This window comes from Pectobacterium hainanensis (assembly GCF_046237015.1).
In the GTDB taxonomy this organism is placed as follows: domain Bacteria; phylum Pseudomonadota; class Gammaproteobacteria; order Enterobacterales; family Enterobacteriaceae; genus JBJYIN01.
Genome location: NZ_JBJYIN010000014.1, coordinates 89,062 through 105,866 on the forward strand (window position 1 = coordinate 89,062; position 16,805 = coordinate 105,866).

Annotated in this window: 17 protein-coding genes; 10 read left to right on the top strand and 7 right to left on the bottom strand. The window is 49.3% G+C overall.

Features of this window, described 5'->3' with window-relative positions; all coding sequences use genetic code 11:
• The first annotated feature begins 7 nt into the window (after positions 1 to 7).
• Both secD and secF read left to right on the top strand, forming a co-directional pair.
• A complete protein-coding gene (secD, locus tag ACKPVM_RS14730) occupies positions 8 to 1,855 on the top strand; it encodes a protein translocase subunit SecD (RefSeq protein WP_409310128.1) in 1,848 nt (615 codons plus the stop codon).
• A gap of 10 nt (positions 1,856 to 1,865) precedes the next feature.
• Positions 1,866 to 2,834 carry a protein translocase subunit SecF gene (gene secF / locus ACKPVM_RS14735; RefSeq protein WP_409310129.1) on the top strand — a complete coding sequence of 323 codons (969 nt, stop codon included), beginning with the start codon at positions 1,866 to 1,868 and terminating at the stop codon, positions 2,832 to 2,834.
• 84 nt (positions 2,835 to 2,918) lie between these two features.
• Here secF and ACKPVM_RS14740 read toward each other — a convergent pair whose 3' ends face one another.
• Positions 2,919 to 3,491, bottom strand: a complete 573-nt coding sequence (locus tag ACKPVM_RS14740) for a SadB/YajI family lipoprotein (protein WP_409310131.1) — start codon at positions 3,489 to 3,491, stop codon at positions 2,919 to 2,921.
• A 148-nt stretch (positions 3,492 to 3,639) separates the two neighbouring features.
• Between ACKPVM_RS14740 and nrdR the strand changes: the two genes are divergently transcribed.
• From nrdR to pgpA, 6 genes are all read left to right on the top strand, one after another.
• Complete coding sequence (gene nrdR / locus ACKPVM_RS14745) at positions 3,640 to 4,089, top strand: transcriptional regulator NrdR (RefSeq protein ID WP_409310133.1); 450 nt, start codon at positions 3,640 to 3,642, stop codon at positions 4,087 to 4,089.
• 57 nt (positions 4,090 to 4,146) lie between these two features.
• On the top strand, positions 4,147 to 5,256 hold the full coding sequence (ribD, locus tag ACKPVM_RS14750) for a bifunctional diaminohydroxyphosphoribosylaminopyrimidine deaminase/5-amino-6-(5-phosphoribosylamino)uracil reductase RibD (protein WP_409310206.1): 1,110 nt from the start codon (positions 4,147 to 4,149) through the stop codon (positions 5,254 to 5,256).
• Between the two features lie 99 nt (positions 5,257 to 5,355).
• Positions 5,356 to 5,826: a 6,7-dimethyl-8-ribityllumazine synthase gene (gene ribH, locus ACKPVM_RS14755; RefSeq protein WP_409310135.1), complete on the top strand. Its 471-nt coding sequence runs from the start codon at positions 5,356 to 5,358 to the stop codon at positions 5,824 to 5,826.
• Between the two features lie 10 nt (positions 5,827 to 5,836).
• Positions 5,837 to 6,256: a transcription antitermination factor NusB gene (nusB, locus tag ACKPVM_RS14760; RefSeq protein ID WP_409310137.1), complete on the top strand. Its 420-nt coding sequence runs from the start codon at positions 5,837 to 5,839 to the stop codon at positions 6,254 to 6,256.
• 61 nt (positions 6,257 to 6,317) lie between these two features.
• Positions 6,318 to 7,313: a thiamine-phosphate kinase gene (thiL, locus tag ACKPVM_RS14765; RefSeq protein WP_409310139.1), complete on the top strand. Its 996-nt coding sequence runs from the start codon at positions 6,318 to 6,320 to the stop codon at positions 7,311 to 7,313.
• The gene (pgpA, locus tag ACKPVM_RS14770; protein WP_409310141.1) at positions 7,288 to 7,806 is read left to right on the top strand and encodes a phosphatidylglycerophosphatase A; all 519 of its coding nucleotides are present in this window, start codon (positions 7,288 to 7,290) and stop codon (positions 7,804 to 7,806) included. The genes thiL and pgpA overlap by 26 nt, the downstream gene beginning before the upstream one ends.
• Before the next feature lie 62 nt (positions 7,807 to 7,868).
• Here the strand turns inward: pgpA and dxs are convergent, their stop codons facing one another.
• The 3 genes from dxs to xseB all read right to left on the bottom strand — a co-directional run bounded on the left by dxs (position 7,869) and on the right by xseB (position 11,040).
• Entirely contained in the window at positions 7,869 to 9,734 is a 1,866-nt protein-coding gene (gene dxs / locus ACKPVM_RS14775) for a 1-deoxy-D-xylulose-5-phosphate synthase (RefSeq protein WP_409310142.1), read from the bottom strand.
• Positions 9,735 to 9,882: 148 nt separating this feature from the next.
• Entirely contained in the window at positions 9,883 to 10,794 is a 912-nt protein-coding gene (gene ispA / locus ACKPVM_RS14780; protein ID WP_409310144.1) for a (2E,6E)-farnesyl diphosphate synthase, read from the bottom strand.
• Positions 10,795 to 10,797: 3 nt separating this feature from the next.
• Positions 10,798 to 11,040: an exodeoxyribonuclease VII small subunit gene (xseB, locus tag ACKPVM_RS14785; RefSeq protein ID WP_409310145.1), complete on the bottom strand. Its 243-nt coding sequence runs from the start codon at positions 11,038 to 11,040 to the stop codon at positions 10,798 to 10,800.
• Positions 11,041 to 11,382: 342 nt separating this feature from the next.
• On the opposite strand from xseB, the gene thiI reads away from it, so the two are divergent.
• Entirely contained in the window at positions 11,383 to 12,831 is a 1,449-nt protein-coding gene (gene thiI / locus ACKPVM_RS14790; protein ID WP_409310147.1) for a tRNA uracil 4-sulfurtransferase ThiI, read from the top strand.
• A gap of 74 nt (positions 12,832 to 12,905) precedes the next feature.
• Here thiI and yajL read toward each other — a convergent pair whose 3' ends face one another.
• Entirely contained in the window at positions 12,906 to 13,508 is a 603-nt protein-coding gene (gene yajL / locus ACKPVM_RS14795) for a protein deglycase YajL (RefSeq protein WP_409310149.1), read from the bottom strand.
• Positions 13,471 to 14,379, bottom strand: coding sequence for a 2-dehydropantoate 2-reductase (gene panE / locus ACKPVM_RS14800; protein WP_409310151.1), 909 nt, complete (start codon positions 14,377 to 14,379; stop codon positions 13,471 to 13,473). Before panE ends, yajL begins: the two co-directional genes overlap by 38 nt.
• 215 nt (positions 14,380 to 14,594) lie before the next feature.
• Here panE and ACKPVM_RS14805 point away from each other — a divergent pair, with 215 nt between their 5' ends.
• Complete coding sequence (locus tag ACKPVM_RS14805; protein WP_409310153.1) at positions 14,595 to 15,086, top strand: YajQ family cyclic di-GMP-binding protein; 492 nt, start codon at positions 14,595 to 14,597, stop codon at positions 15,084 to 15,086.
• Between the two features lie 244 nt (positions 15,087 to 15,330).
• On the opposite strand, the gene ACKPVM_RS14810 is transcribed toward ACKPVM_RS14805, so the two are convergent.
• Entirely contained in the window at positions 15,331 to 16,695 is a 1,365-nt protein-coding gene (locus ACKPVM_RS14810) for an MFS transporter (protein WP_409310155.1), read from the bottom strand.
• Positions 16,696 to 16,805 lie beyond the last annotated feature (110 nt).

The window sequence follows — 16,805 nt, forward strand, 5'->3', positions numbered from 1 at the left end:
AACTGCCGTGTTAAACCGTTATCCTTTGTGGAAGTACCTGATGCTGATCGTGGCTTTAATTATCGGTCTGCTTTATGCGCTTCCTAACCTATATGGTGAGGATCCGGCGGTACAAGTTACTGGCGCGCGGGGAACCGCCGCCAGCGAAACGACGCTGATCCAAGTCCAAAATGTCTTAAAAGAACAAAATATCACCAGTAAGTCGATTGCATTGGAAAATGGTGCGATTCTGGCTCGCTTCTCTAACCCGGATATACAGCTTCGCGCACGCGAAGCGCTGGTTAATGATTTAGGCGAAAAATTCGTCGTCGCGCTTAATCTGGCACCGGCTACGCCAACCTGGCTACGTGTGCTGGGGGCTGAGCCTATGAAATTGGGGCTTGATCTGCGCGGTGGTGTTCACTTCCTGATGGAGGTGGATATGGATACGGCATTGGGTAAACTCCAAGAGCAGACGATGGATTCTTTGCGTAGCGATCTGCGTGAGAAAAATATCCCTTATGCTGCCGTACGCAAAACCGACAATTATGGTGTCGAAATTCGTTTTCGTGATGGTCAAGCGCGGGATTCGGGCATCAGCTACTTAACGTCCCGTCACCGCGATTTGGTGATCAGCGGCAGCGGTAGCAACCTGCTACGGGCCGTGATGACAGATGAACGTCTGCGTGAGTCGCGTGAGTATGCCGTTCAGCAGAACATCAATATCCTGCGTAACCGTGTAAACCAACTGGGTGTCGCGGAACCATTGGTGCAGCGCCAAGGTGCTGACCGCATTGTTGTCGAATTACCTGGGATTCAGGATACCGCACGTGCAAAAGAAATTTTGGGTGCGACGGCGACGCTGGAATTCCGTCTGGTGAATAGCGATGCGGATGCCACTGCGGCGGCCAATGGTCGTGTGCCCGGCGATTCCGAAGTGAAAAATATGCGTGATGGCGCGCCGGTTGTGCTATTCAAGCGTGTCATTCTGACGGGCGACCATATTACGGATTCAACGTCGAGTACGGATGAATATAATCAGCCGCAGGTGAATATTTCGTTGGACAGCGCGGGTGGCAACACCATGTCCAACTTCACCAAAGACAGCATCGGCAAGCTGATGGCCACGTTATTCGTGGAATACAAGGATAGCGGTAAGAAAGACGCGAATGGTCGTGCGGTCCTGGTGAAACAGGAAGAAGTGATCAACGTTGCGACTATTCAGTCACGTTTGGGGAATAGCTTCCGTATTACGGGGATCGATAACCCTAATGAAGCTCGCCAGCTCTCTCTGTTGCTACGTGCAGGCGCACTCATCGCGCCGATCCAGATTGTGGAAGAACGTACTATTGGGCCGACGCTGGGTATGCAGAACATTACTCAGGGGTTGGAAGCCTGTCTGTGGGGGTTGATCGCCTCTATCGTCTTCATGGTGGTTTACTACCGCAAGTTTGGTGTCATTGCGACAACGGCGCTGGTGGCGAACCTGGTGATGATTGTCGGTGTTATGTCTCTGCTGCCAGGGGCGACGTTAACCATGCCGGGTATTGCCGGTATCGTATTGACGTTGGCGGTTGCGGTCGATGCGAACGTACTGATAAACGAGCGTATCAAAGAAGAGCTGAAAAATGGACGGTCTGTCCAACAGGCGATTCATGAAGGCTACAAGGGGGCATTCTCCAGTATCATCGATGCTAACCTGACAACCTTGATTACTGCCGTGATCCTTTATGCTGTTGGTACTGGTTCGATCAAAGGCTTTGCCATAACCACGGCTATTGGGGTGGCGACGTCAATGTTTACGGCGATCGTCGGTACTCGTGCCATCGTTAACCTGCTTTACGGCGGCAAACGCATTAATAAGCTGTCTATCTGAGGAGTGCGTTGTGGCACAGGATTATACTGTTGAACAACTAAACTACGGACGCCGAGTTTATGACTTCATGCGTTGGGATAATATCGCATTCCTGATTTCAGGTTCGTTATTGATTCTTTCGCTGATTGTCATGGGAGTTCGTGGTTTTAACTGGGGATTGGATTTCACCGGTGGTACGGTGATTGAGATCAATCTTGAAAAACCTGCCGATCTGGATTTGATCCGTGATTCTTTGGAAAAAGCCGGATTTCACGATCCGTTGATCCAGAACTTCGGTAGCAGCCGTGACGTGATGGTACGTATGCCGCCGAGCGTAGGTACATCCGGCCAGGAATTGGGTAGCCGAGTTCTGAGCGTGATTAACGAAGGAACGGAGCAGCATGCTACGGTGAAACGCATTGAGTTTGTCGGCCCCAGTGTGGGGAGCGATTTGGCTCAGGCGGGTGGTATGGCGTTGCTGAGTGCGTTGATCTGTATCCTGATCTACGTTGCGTTTCGTTTCGAATGGCGTTTGGCATTGGGGGCGGTCATCGCGTTGGCGCATGATGTTGTGATTACGTTAGGTGTTCTATCGCTGTTCCAGATGGAGATTGATCTGACCATTGTCGCGTCGCTGATGTCAGTTATTGGTTACTCGCTAAACGATAGTATTGTGGTATCGGACCGTATTCGTGAAAATTTCCGTAAGATCCGTCGTGGGACGCCTTATGAAATCATGAATATCTCTCTGACCCAGACCCTGAGTCGTACTATCATGACGTCGGCCACCACGTTGGTTGTTGTTTTGATGCTGTATATTTTTGGTGGCGCGATGTTGGAAGGCTTCTCGCTGGCGATGTTGATCGGGGTGTCAATTGGGACGGTTTCTTCTATCTACGTTGCTTCTGCATTAGCGTTGAAACTGGGTATGAAGCGTGAGCATTTGCTGGTACAGAAAGTTGAGAAAGAAGGGGCGGATCAGCCTTCTATTCTTCCTTAATCATCAACTGGCTAGCTCGTTAGATTCTAAGTATTAACCCTCCTTTGCTCTCCCCTTTACCGGGGAGAGCGCAATCGACTCATATTAAGGCGCTTCCGTCGCGGCAACGGGAGGCGGTGTCTGAATGCTCTCCAACTGATGTAATCGAATAAATCCTAATTGTTCCGGTGATAGGCCGCTAAGGCGGAGTTCAATAACGGCTTCAGTTTTTGGCAAAAGCGTTGGTGTGATAATAAATGACTGAGTTTGTTGGTCGCTAGTGAGTGGTTTACCACTAACGGGATCGAGCTGCCCCCAATCCAGATGTGCGCTGAATGCTGGAAGTCTGTTTGCGGTGTCGATGATACGAATATGCAGCAATGCGCGTGTTCCATTGGCTTCAGTTTCAATATGGCTGAGCGACACGCTAAGTTTGCCAATGTTGCTCTGTAAAACAGCATGACTTTGCGCGGCGGGAAGGAGATAGACGCCTGATGTTGACTGCGCGTTCAGCGTATTTTGCTGTTCCAGCGCAGTGGCTTGATCGGTCAGTGTTTGCAACTGTTGGCTCAGTTTATTTAACTGATTTTGCAGCTTTGGTGCTTCGTGTTGTTGTGCACATCCAGACAGAATGAGCAACGCGAGTAAAATAACGAACGGGTGGTAACGGGTTCTCATCTCTGTTGTTCTCCTTTGATGTTTTATTCATTCCGATATTCGGTTCTTGTCACAATCAGTGTAGCTGTGATTGTGAGAGGAGTTTTGGTTAGTCTGTTAATTCGGGGTAAACTGTCTTCACGTTAAGGATTCCTGGTCAGGAAACATCATGCATTGTCCATTTTGTTCCGCTGTTGATACCAAAGTCATTGATTCTCGCCTGGTTGGTGAAGGCTCACAAGTACGCCGACGTCGTCAGTGTCTGGTGTGTAATGAACGTTTCACCACGTTTGAAATTGCGGAACTGGTCATGCCACGAATCGTAAAAAGTAACGATGTGCGTGAACCTTTCAATGAAGATAAGTTACGCAGCGGTATGCTCAAAGCGCTGGAGAAACGGCCTGTGAGTTCCGATGATGTTGAGATGGCGATCAATCACATCAAATCACATTTGCGGGCGACGGGCGAGCGAGAAGTTCCGGCAAAGATGGTGGGGAATCTGGTCATGGATGCCCTGAAAAAACTGGATAAGGTTGCCTATATCCGATTTGCGTCGGTCTATCGCAGTTTTGAGGATATTCGTGAGTTCGGTGAGGAAATCGCCCGTCTACAGGATTAAATCTATCGCTAGCAATAAGAGGTTCAGGGAATGACGACACCACAGAATGAAGTGATGATGTCTAATGATGAGCGGTATATGGCTCGAGCGCTTGAGCTGGCGAGGCGTGGGCGCTTTACTACTTCTCCTAATCCAAACGTTGGCTGTGTGATTGTCCGTGAAGGTGAAATCGTTGGCGAAGGTTATCACTTACGCGCGGGGGAGCCTCACGCAGAAGTTCACGCGCTTCGTATGGCCGGAGAGAAAGCCCGAGGTGCGATCGCTTATGTGACACTGGAGCCTTGTAGTCACCATGGCCGCACGCCTCCTTGTGCTGATGCGCTTATTGCCGCTGGCGTTTCCCGTGTTGTCGCCGCGATGCAGGATCCTAACCCGGAAGTCGCCGGGCGCGGTTTGTATCGTCTTCAGCAGGCGGGTATTGATGTTAGCCATGGTTTAATGATGTCTGAAGCCGAGAACGTGAACCTTGGCTTTTTGAAACGTATGCGTACAGGGTTTCCCTATGTGCGACTGAAAATGGCGGCATCGCTGGATGGCAGAACGGCGATGGCTTCGGGTGAAAGTCAATGGATCACGTCAGTTCAGGCGAGACGCGACGTGCAGCGTTTTCGGGCAGAAAGTTCCGCTATTCTGAGCAGCAGTGCGACCGTATTAGCAGACGATCCGTCACTCACTGTGCGATGGTCGGAACTGGATTCGGATACCCAACGGGCTTACCCGGAAGAGACGGTCCGCCAGCCCGTTCGTGTGATTGTTGATAGCCAACAACGGGTGACGCCACAACATCGCCTTATCTCACAACCCGGTCAGACCTGGCTTGCCCGTGTTCAACCAGACGATCAAATTTGGCCCGATGGGGTAGAGCAATTGAGATTGCCATCGCATCATGGTGGGGTGGATCTGGTTGCGTTGATGATGATGTTGGGTAAACGGCAAATTAATACCGTTTGGGTTGAGGCCGGAGCAAGCCTGGCTGGCGCATTATTGAGGGCAGGAGTAGTCGATGAGCTGATTGTGTACCTTGCACCGAAACTCTTGGGAGAACAAGCACGCGCATTGTGTGTCCTGCCGGGGCTGAATGAACTGTCGCTAGCCCCCGAGTTTGCGATAATAGATGTGCGCCAGGTTGGGCCTGACCTGCGTCTGCGGTTGAAGCCGAAACACTAACGGCCTGAATGGTACGCCAGACAAAACCGGATACGTAACCGGAAGAATATGATAGAATCCGCCCCCCTGCGGGGTATAAAGACCAGATAAAGGAAAGCTATGAACGTTATTGAAGGTGTTGTCGCTACTCCTGACGCTCGCGTGGCAATTGCGATTGCTCGTTTTAATCATTTCATTAATGACAGCCTGTTAGAAGGCGCGATCGATGCGTTAAAACGTATCGGTCAGGTCAAAGATGAGAATATTACCGTCGTGTGGGTGCCTGGTGCTTATGAACTGCCGTTAGCCGTTCGCGCATTGACCAAGAGTACTAAAGGCTACGATGCGGTTGTTGCGCTAGGAACGGTTATCCGTGGTGGGACTGCGCATTTTGAATTTGTTGCCGGTGAATGTAGCTCTGGTTTGTCTCATGTTGCGATGAATAGTGAAGTCCCCGTTGCGTTTGGGGTGCTGACGACGGAAAGCATTGAGCAGGCTATTGAGCGTGCTGGCACGAAAGCGGGTAACAAAGGTGCGGAAGCTGCTTTGACCGCGTTAGAAATGATTAATGTATTGAAAGCTATTAAGTAAGGGGAATTCCGTGAAACCTGCTGCTCGTCGCCGCGCCCGTGAATGTGCGATTCAAGCGCTTTATTCCTGGCAGTTATCTCAGAACGATATTGCCGATATTGAACACCAATTCCTGAGCGAGCAGGATGTCAAAGATGTTGACATCACCTATTTTCGTGAGCTTTTGGCAGGCGTCGCAACTCAGGCTGAGAAGCTTGATCAATTGATGGTGCCTTTCCTGTCACGCCAGCTTGATGAATTGGGGCAGGTGGAAAGAGCTATTTTGCGTTTGGCGATGTTTGAACTCAGCAAACGTGAAGATGTTCCTTATAAGGTGGCGATTAACGAGGCCATTGAACTGGCTAAGATTTTTGGTGCTGAGGACAGCCATAAGTTTGTGAATGGCGTTCTTGATAAAGCGGCACCAACAGTGAGAAGAAACAAAAAATAAATGATTCAGGGCCGACATGTCGGCCCTGAATTCGTCTGGATAAATGCTGGCTGGAAAGGTTATGGTTGAAGGTGAGTTTGACCTTATTGCCCGCTATTTCAATCGGGTCGGAAGTTCACGTCGTGATGTAGAATTGGGCATCGGTGACGATTGTGCGTTACTGACAGTGGCGGAAAAGCAATGGCTGGCAGTCAGTACCGATACGCTGGTGTCTGGAATCCATTTTCTCCCCGAGATTCATCCTGCCGATTTGGGTTACAAATCGTTGGCGGTAAACCTTAGCGATTTAGCCGCGATGGGCGCGGATCCTGCCTGGCTGTCTTTGGCGATTACTCTGCCCGAAAATAAAAGTGACTGGCTAGCGGCCTATAGCGATAGTTTGTTTGAGCTACTCGATTACTACGGTATGCAACTTATCGGCGGGGATACGACTCGTGGCCCATTAAGCCTGACACTGACTATCCACGGTCTGGTGCCTGCTGGTCGGGCATTGACACGACGAGGTGCCCGGATTGGTGACTGGATTTATGTTACCGGATCGTTGGGGGACAGTGCGGCAGGGTTGGCGATTTTACAAGATCGACTGAAACTCGCTCATGGCGAAACGCGACAGGCATTGTTGCAACGGCATCTGCGACCACAACCACGGATACTGCAAGGTCAGGCACTACGCGATCTGGCGAGTTCTGCGATTGATATTTCTGATGGATTGATCTCGGATATCCAGCATATTTTGCAAGCCAGCGAATGTGGTGCTCGCATTAATCTGGATGCGATCCCTCATTCAACATGGTTACGTGACTGTGTGAATGAGAAGCAAATCGATGAAGAGCAGGCGTTGCGTTGGGCGCTAACCGGTGGTGAAGATTATGAATTATGCTTTACCGTACCAGAGATAAATCGCGGCGCATTGGATATTGCCCTCGGTCATTTAGGGGCTGATTACACGTGCATCGGGCAGATCGGACCTGCTTCCGAAGGATTACGATTCTTTCTGAATGAGAAGGAATCTGAATTGAACTGGAAGGGCTATGACCATTTTAGCGGGCAAGACTAAAGGGGCTGATATAGCCAAAAGCCGGATACGTCTGAGTAATCCGTGGCATTTGCTGGCGACCGGATTCGGTAGTGGTTTGTCACCCTGGATGCCAGGTACCGTTGGTTCGCTTGCGGCGATACCGTTGTGGTATCCCTTGTCTTTTCTGCCGCCAGATCTTTATTCGTTACTGGTTATGTTGAGTATCTGTATCGGCGTCTATTTGTGTCATCAGACGGCTAAGGATATGGGCGTTCATGACCATGGCAGTATTGTCTGGGATGAATTTGTCGGCATGTGGATAACGCTGATGGCGATACCTGTGAATGAGTGGCAATGGGTTGCTGCGGGGTTTGTGGTATTTCGCTGCTTTGATATCTGGAAACCCTGGCCTATCCGCTGGTTTGATCGCAATGTACACGGTGGTATGGGGATCATGATTGATGACATCGTCGCAGGGATTGTTTCCGCAGGCATTATTTATTGGGTTGGACACCACTGGCCGCTGTTCTGACCTGTTTGTTATTCTGCGTTTATTGGATCACCGGGGCATAAGCCCCGGTTGTTGTTTCTTCTCTATTCCAGCCATTGGGTGATGCTGTGCTCAATGCCTTCTGCATCTAAGCCAAGATCGGCCCGCACTTCTTCCTGACTTCCCTGAGAAATGAACTGATCGGGTAGACCGAGGTTAAGCACTGGAATAGCAAGACGTTTCGCCATCAGAAATTCGTTCACGCCACTGCCTGCACCGCCCATGATGGCGTTTTCCTCCAATGTGACAAACGAATGGTGCGTGGCAGACAGTTCCAAAATCAGCTCTTCATCCAGTGGTTTGACGAAGCGCATATCCACGAGAGTAGCATTGAGATTATCCGCCGCTTGTTGTGCTTCAGGCAGTAGCACGCCAAAGTTAAGGATAGCGATATTTTCCCCCTGTCGGCGGGTGATACCTTTACCGATGGGCAGTTCAGTCAGCGGCGTAAGTGTCGCGCCCGTACCGTTTCCTCGAGGATAGCGTACCGCTGTCGGACCTTTTTTGTAGTGGTAGCCGGTATGAAGCATCTGACGGCACTCGTTTTCATCGCTTGGTGTCATGATGACCATATTTGGGATGCAGCGTAAGAACGAGAGATCGAATGCACCCTGATGGGTTTGCCCATCTGCACCGACGATGCCACTGCGATCGATGGCAAACAGGACTGGTAAGTTCTGAATCGCGACATCGTGAATAAGCTGATCGTAAGCACGTTGTAAGAAGGTGGAATATATTGCGACAACCGGGTTATAGCCCCCGATAGCAAGGCCAGCGGCAAACGTCACCGCGTGTTGTTCAGCGATAGCAACATCAAAATACTGTTGCGGGTAGTCTTTGGAGAATTGCACCATACCCGCTCCCTCACGCATCGCGGGGGTAATGGCCATCAATTTACTGTCTTTTGCTGCGGTTTCCAGTAGCCACTGACCGAAAATTTTCGGGTAGCCGGGCAATGCGCCATCTTTACTTTTCGGCAATGTTCCGCTGGCGGGATCGAATTTTGGTACGGCATGCCAACTGATAGGATCCTGTTCAGCAGGCGCGTAGCCTTTGCCCTTCTTCGTCATGATATGCAGTAATTGCGGGCCTTTCAGACTACGCATATTCTTCAGCGTATGGGCCAGCGCTTGTACATCATGACCATCCACTGGGCCAATATAATTAAACCCCAGTTCCTCGAATAGCGTACCGGGTACGACCATGCCTTTCAGGTGTTCTTCGGTGCGTTTCACCAGTTCTTTGATGGGAGGCAGACCGGATAAGACTTTTTTTCCACCTTCTCGCAGGCTGGCGTAGAGTTTTCCAGAGAGCAATTGAGCCAGATGGTTATTTAGTGCACCGACATTTTCTGAAATCGACATCTCGTTGTCGTTGAGTACGACTAACAGATCGGAACGAATATCGCCTGCGTGATTCATCGCTTCGAACGCCATACCTGCCGTGATCGCACCGTCGCCAATGACACATACGGTGCGTCGACCTTTTCCTTCACGCTCAGCGGCAACAGCAAGCCCTAGACCAGCGCTGATGGAGGTCGATGAGTGACCAACGCTGAGTACGTCGTATTCACTTTCATCCCGCCATGGGAAAGGGTGCAGACCGCCTTTTTGGCGAATGGTTGAAATACGATCGCGGCGTCCGGTCAGAATCTTATGCGGATAAGCCTGATGCCCCACGTCCCATACCAGATGATCAAAGGGAGTATTGTAGACGTAATGCAGGGCAACGGTGAGCTCAACGGTACCTAATCCTGAGGCAAAATGGCCGCTTGAACGGCTAACGCTGTTCAGCAGGTATTGACGAAGTTCGTCACACAGCTTCGGCAGGCTTTCTTTTGGCAACAGGCGAAGTTCATCGGGTGTTTCCACTATCGCCAGTGTGGGGTATTTCGCTGTATCAAAACGCATTAGAGACTCATTCAGAGGTTTTATACCCATTGTTTTCAGTTAGACACGGTTTACGATTTTTAATCTGAAGACAATAATTTATCTGCTCAGAATAGTCTGTTCGTCTGCCGTCTGTCGAAATTTATTGGATATAGGTTAATATTTATGACTATTTATTGCGCTCAACGATGAAGCTTGCCAGCGCACGTAATGGCGCAATATCCAATGGTGTTGCGCTGGATGCGACTAAATCGTCTAAAGACGCCAGAGATTCCTGATAAAGATCCCATGCTTTTTCACGCGCACATGCCAGCCCCAGTAAACCTGGATAGGTGCTTTTTCCCAACTGTTGATCGGCGCCTTGATGTTTACCCAATGTGGCGGTATCGCCTATCACATCTAAAATATCGTCCTGTACCTGAAAGGCCAGACCAATCGCGTTGGCATAACGGTCAAGGTAGGGCAATGCCATGCGCCCCTTCTCTCCGGCCGCCAGTGCTCCCAGTCTTACCGATGCTCGGATTAGCGCGCCGGTCTTATGACGGTGTATTTGTTCCAGTGCCGCCAGATCGACCTGATGACCTTCGGCTTCTAAATCCAGTGCCTGACCGCCACACATGCCTGCAACACCGCTGGCCGTTGCCAGTTCAGACAGCATCGATAGTCGATCGCGATCGGAAACCTGCGGCATTGGCGCATCAGCCAAAATAGAAAATGCCAGCGTTTGCAGTGCGTCTCCGGCCAGAATAGCGCTGGCTTCGCCAAACTTGATATGGCAGGTTGGCTGACCACGTCGGAGATCGTCATCGTCCATCGCTGGCAGGTCATCATGAATTAATGAATAGGCGTGAATACATTCCACCGCTGCCGCGGGGGCATCCAGGTTTTCCAGAGAAACGCCAAATAGTTCACCTGTGGTATAGACCAAAAATGGCCGTAACCGCTTTCCTCCTAACAATGAACCATACTCCATGGCATTCACCAGTGGACTACTCTGAAAGGGAAGGGCGCTAATATAGTGGCTCAATGTACGGTTTGTGCGCTGATAGTGGGCGCTCAAGTGCTCTGAAAAATAGGCCATAATTTATTCACTATCCGGGGTAAATGGCGACAACGTCGCGTCAGGATCGTCGTTGAGTAAAATTTGGACCCGCTGCTCTGCCTGCTGTAGCGTCTGTTGCCCCTGCCGTGCCAACTGTATCCCGTGTTCGAACGCATTCAGCGCTTCTTCTAACGGCAGCTCGCCCGATTCCAGTCGGGTAACGATTTTTTCCAATTCGTTTAGTGAATTTTCAAAGCTGATGGGCAGCTCTGTTTTCTTAGGCATAGGTATTAAATCCTGAATAGGTATTAAATCCTGAGTTGTACGCTGTTGCGTTTCGTCATCCACGGATGAGCACACAAGTATACGGTCAAAGCGTATCGTAAATCTTCATATCCTTCTTGTTTGACGCTACAAGAATGGCGCAAATACCGAATCAGGCGCATGATGATTTTTCACGCCCTGTCACACCGCATCGTCAATTACTTTGGGTATACATGATGGTATACTCCGCCGCCTGGATGCTATTGGTAACATCGTCTATAGATGCCGAGGTTACCAATAACGTGATTTTAGCGCTCAGGGTAAATTTATTTACATCTTTCTGACCAAGTAACGACAGCCACCATGAAGTTTATCATTAAATTGTTCCCGGAAATCACTATCAAGAGCCAATCTGTGCGGTTGCGCTTTATCAAAATATTAACCGGTAACATCCGCAACGTATTAAAGCACTATGATGAAACGTTGGCGGTTGTCCGTCACTGGGATCATATCGAGGTTCGAGCAAAAGAAGAAAGTCAGCGCGATGTTATTCGCGATGCGTTGACACGTATTCCCGGTATTCATCATATTCTCGATGTTGAAGACCGAAGCTATACCGATGTTCACGATATTTTTGAACAGACGCTGGCGCTGTATCGTGAACAACTTGACGGAAAATCGTTTTGTGTACGAGTAAAACGCCGGGGTAAACACGATTTTAGTTCTCAGGATGTTGAACGTTATGTCGGCGGCGGACTGAATCAACATATTGAGACGGCACGTGTGAATCTGACTTCGCCACAAGTTACTGTTCATCTGGAAATCGATCAGGATCGTTTGCTGCTGATTAACGCCCGTTATGAAGGTATCGGTGGCTTTCCAATCGGTACACAAGAGGACGTGTTATCGCTGATATCGGGCGGGTTCGATTCCAGCGTATCCAGCTATATGCTGATGCGTCGAGGTTGTCGCGTCCATTACTGCTTTTTTAACTTGGGCGGTGCTGCGCATGAAATTGGTGTTAAGCAGGTCGCTCATTATTTATGGCAGCGTTATGGTAGCTCACATCGGGTGCGTTTTATCGCGATTGATTTCGAACCGGTCGTCGGTGAGATTCTGGAAAAAGTCGATGATGGTCAGATGGGTGTGGTCCTGAAAAGAATGATGGTTCGCGCAGCGTCTCAGATGGCCGAACGCTATGGTGTTCAGGCACTGGTTACGGGGGAAGCGCTTGGTCAGGTTTCCAGCCAGACGTTGACTAACTTGCGTTTGATTGACAATGCCTCTGATACGCTCATTTTACGCCCGCTGATTTCGCATGATAAAGAACACATTATCAAGCAGGCGCGTGTGCTGGGTACGGAAGATTTTGCGAAAACGATGCCGGAATATTGCGGTGTAATCTCAAAAAGCCCAACGGTAAAAGCGGTGAAATCAAAAATTGAGGCGGAAGAAAGCCACTTTGATTTCTCGATTTTAGATCGCGTTGTCAGTGAAGCCCGCAATATTGATATTCGTGATATTGCCGAACAAACCCGGCAGGACGTTGTTGAAGTTGAAACAGTAGTGGCATTTTCGCCAACGGATGTATTACTGGATATTCGTGCGCCGGATGAACAGGAAGATAAACCACTGTCTCTGACTGATATTTCCGTTAAGGCGCTACCGTTCTATAAACTCAGTACGCAGTTCGGTGATTTGGATCAGAGCAAGACCTACCTGCTTTATTGTGAACGAGGCGTCATGAGTCGTTTACAAGCGCTTTATCTGCGTGAGCAAGGGTTTACTAACGTAAAAGTTTACCGTCCATAACCCTGTGCAAAAGGCGCGAAAGCGCCTTTTGCTGCCAGAAATTAAGCATTTGCAGACGTGCAGCCCTTCGCTATTTATCCGCGAGACTCATCCCGATAGTTGTAAATACCTGGCGGTAATATTAATTGTGCAGCCACTTCCGCTGCTTTTTCTTTACCCAGTAACAGGTCAATGATTTTAAGGGCGAAATCCATACTGGTTCCCGGCCCCTGCGTTGTGAGCAGGTTGACGCGTGGATCGTAAACGACGCGTTTATCCATCCACTTTTCGGGAGAAATGTTATTTTTTAGATCAGGATATCCGGTCATATTCCCTACGGGAAAAAGCTGGTGGTATTCAAGCACGATGGCTGGCGTCGCACACATAGCGGCCACGATTTTACCGTCCTGATTAGCCTGGCGAATGCATTCAACTAATACGGGGCTATTTCGAAAATACTCGGCTCCTTTCAATCCACCGGGTAATACCAGCGCGTCGAAATGAGAGTCTGCAACTTCCGTCAAGGGCGCATCTGCGATTAAGCGAACGCCACGAGAGCAAACGATCTCCAGATTTCCGTCACTAGCGACGCTGGCAAGTGTGACCTCGATTCCTGCTCGTACCAGCAAATCGATGGTTGTCACCGCTTCGGTTTCTTCACTACCAGGAGCCAGACACACCAGCACCGATGCGTTCATATTCATTTTCCTTGCGCTTTATTAATTCAAAAAGCTGACTGTTTTCGGGTAATGCCAAACCGTGGGTTCTGGCTCGACGTAACAAATAGCCCGTAATGTAGTCGATCTCGGTATGGCGCTGCGCCATGATATCCTGCAACATTGATGAGGTATTGGCTGCTGTATTCTGGATCACTTGTTCAACATAGTGCTGTAGTGTGTCATGTGATGTATGGAACCCCTCACGAACCATGACGTCGGCAACTTCCTGGCAAAGCGTTGAGATTTTTTCTGGGTACGCCAGCAACTCACCATTTGTACAGCGATGGATCGCCGTCAACGGATTGATAACACAGTTTGCGGCCAGTTTTAGCCAGCAGGTTGCGGCAATATTATTATGCCAGGCGACATCTGGGAGCGCTTGATGTAGAACCTCTGCAAAATGGCTCTGCTGATCGCTATCACTAATGGAACCAATATGGGTAGTGCCGGATGCCACATGCACGACCGTGGTTGCATCACGGCGTGCGGCATGAGTGGTAATGCCAATAATTAAGGGTTGCTTGTGTGGTGGCAGCTCTTCAGTCGTGCCCATGCCATTATGTAACAGTAAAAGGGTGCAACGCGGGCTGAGCTGTGGCAATAACGCCGTGACGGCATCAGAAACCTGCCAGGCTTTTAATGTCACCAGTAATAATTCGCTTTGCGCCAAATGATCGGGATCGTTCGCCGTCAGGTTCAGGTTACAGTGTTGCCCATTCAGCATTGTGACATTGACAGGGCAGAACGGTTGTGGGATGCGTAGCCATCCTTGAACGTCATGTCCTTGTTGATGCAAGGCTGCGAGCCACAACTGGCCGAGCGCGCCGCAACCAAGAACGGTAATTTTCATTTGACTCTCCCTTTGTGAGTGATACCAGCCTCGTCGTGCTGGTATCGGTCGTTAGCGACCATCATTTGCATCAATATCCATTGATACTTGTTATCTTCCAGGTTGTCAGTAGAGTAAAGTCTGAACGCAATAAGTCTGATAGCGACTCGCATTTTATTTATAACAACGTAGTGGTTATCATGCTGGCCAGGTCAAACTTGTCAGGAGAACAAATTATGCCATCTTTCGATATTGTTTCGGAAATTGATATGCAGGAAGTCCGGAATGCGGTGGAAAATGCGACGCGAGAACTGAGTACTCGTTGGGATTTTCGTAATGTTCCAGCTAGCTTTGAACTGAATGAAAAGTCACAAAGCATTAAGGCGATCAGTGAATCAGATTTTCAGGTTCAACAATTGATCGATATCCTGCGTGAAAAACTGGTAAAACGTGGTATCGAAGGCGGCTCGCTGGAGATCCCTGAGGAAATGGAACATAGCGGTAAAACCTATAGCGTTGAAGCTAAATTGAAGCAAGGTATCGAAAGTTCGCTGGCGAAAAAAATCGTGAAACTGATTAAAGACAGCAAACTGAAAGTACAGGCACAAATTCAGGGTGAACAGATTCGCGTGACCGGAAAATCGCGTGATGATTTGCAAGGTGCGATGGCGCTGGTACGCGGTGCCGATTTAGGCCAGCCATTCCAGTTCAATAATTTCCGCGATTAATACGATTACAGGCGCGTAAAAACGGATTAGAGGTTGCAGACAAACCTCGACCCTCCTTCTTCATCCCCATCCCTGCGCAGATGGGGATTTTTCTTTCAGATGATGCGTTGATACCAGAAAGGTTTCTGTCTGCGCAGGAATGATGAGTTTTCCGTCGAGGCTGCAAATAACTGCATCGTCGAAAATAACTACGTTATTGCAAGTCGCTATGTTGTCACCAGTCTGAGCCCAGTAAAATTCATGTTTAGAGTGCGCTGACCCATTCTTCTAATTGCTTTCTACTGGTCTTTTTATTGTCGATTTTAACGTATGCACTGTATTCATCGGGTACGATAACGACGTCAGCCACGCCTGGCTGTGTGCGTATTTTTTTCTCAAACTCGCTATCGTTCAAAGCCAAATCGGAAAGTGTAATTCTCAGGCTGCTTAGGTACGGCGGTTCCTGCATGGTAAAACCGACCAACAACCAGATAGCGGCAATGCTGGTGCCGGCGATAAACACGACAGATGCGCCGTACAGTTCGAACAAACCGCCACCCAGACTGCCACCTATCGCGACACCGAGAAATTGTGTTGTTGAATAAATGCCCATTGCCGTACCTTTATACCCGGTAGGTGATTCTTTGCTGATAAGCGACGGCAGCAGTGCTTCCATCACGTTAAATGCCAGGAAGAATAATTGTATGCCGAGAATAATCTGCCAGAGATGGTTTTCTGCCTGCCATAGCACCCATTCTGCGGCGATAAGCACAGCGATACAGCCGACGAATACCTGTTTCATTCGTCGTTTTAACTCGGCATAAATGATAAAAGGAACAACGCCAGCGAAAGATATCAGCATGGTTACCAGATACACTTTCCAATGATCCTGCGGTAATACACCTGCACTTTCCAGCACGCGTGGTAGCGCGACGAAACTGGACATGAGCAGGATGTGTAAACACATGATGCCGAAATTCAGCTTTAACAATCTGCTGTTCGTCAGAACTTTATGGAAACTACCCTGAACGATAGCGGATTCTCGATTAAGGATATGCGCTGGGGCATTCGGGATCAGGGTAATAGTGATAAATATGCCTATCAGGGATAAAAGAGTGATCCCCCAAAACAACGCCTGTAAACCAAATGCGTGTGTAACGATCGGGCCAACGACCATGGCGATAGCAAAGGTGACGCCAAAACTGACGCCGATAAATGCCATCGCTTTGGTGCGATTCTGTTCGCGTGTCAGGTCTGAAAGCAATGCCATGACGGCTGCGGATATTGCACCGGATCCCTGTAAGGCTCGGCCAAGAATGATTCCCCAAATTGAATCACTGAGGGCGGCAATTGCACTCCCCAACGCAAAAATCAGTAATCCGCCAACGATTAATGGTTTCCTGCCAACACGATCTGATAGCAGCCCAAATGGAATCTGAAAAATGGCCTGCATCAGGCCATAAATACCGATCGCAATACCAATCAGTGTTTCACTGGCTCCTTGCAGTGCCATGCCGTAAGTGGTCAGTACTGGCAATACCATAAACATGCCGAGCATGCGTAGCGAGAAAACTGCCCCTAATCCCCATGTGGCGCGCAACTCACCGGGTGTCATTTTATTATCGTTCATTCATACCTCTGAAAGCTGTTGCGCCATTCTAGTGTGTTACCCCATACCCGTAAATCTACCCAAGAGTAAACGAGGGTTTGGCTACGTTATTTAGCGGTAGGGAAGGGGGG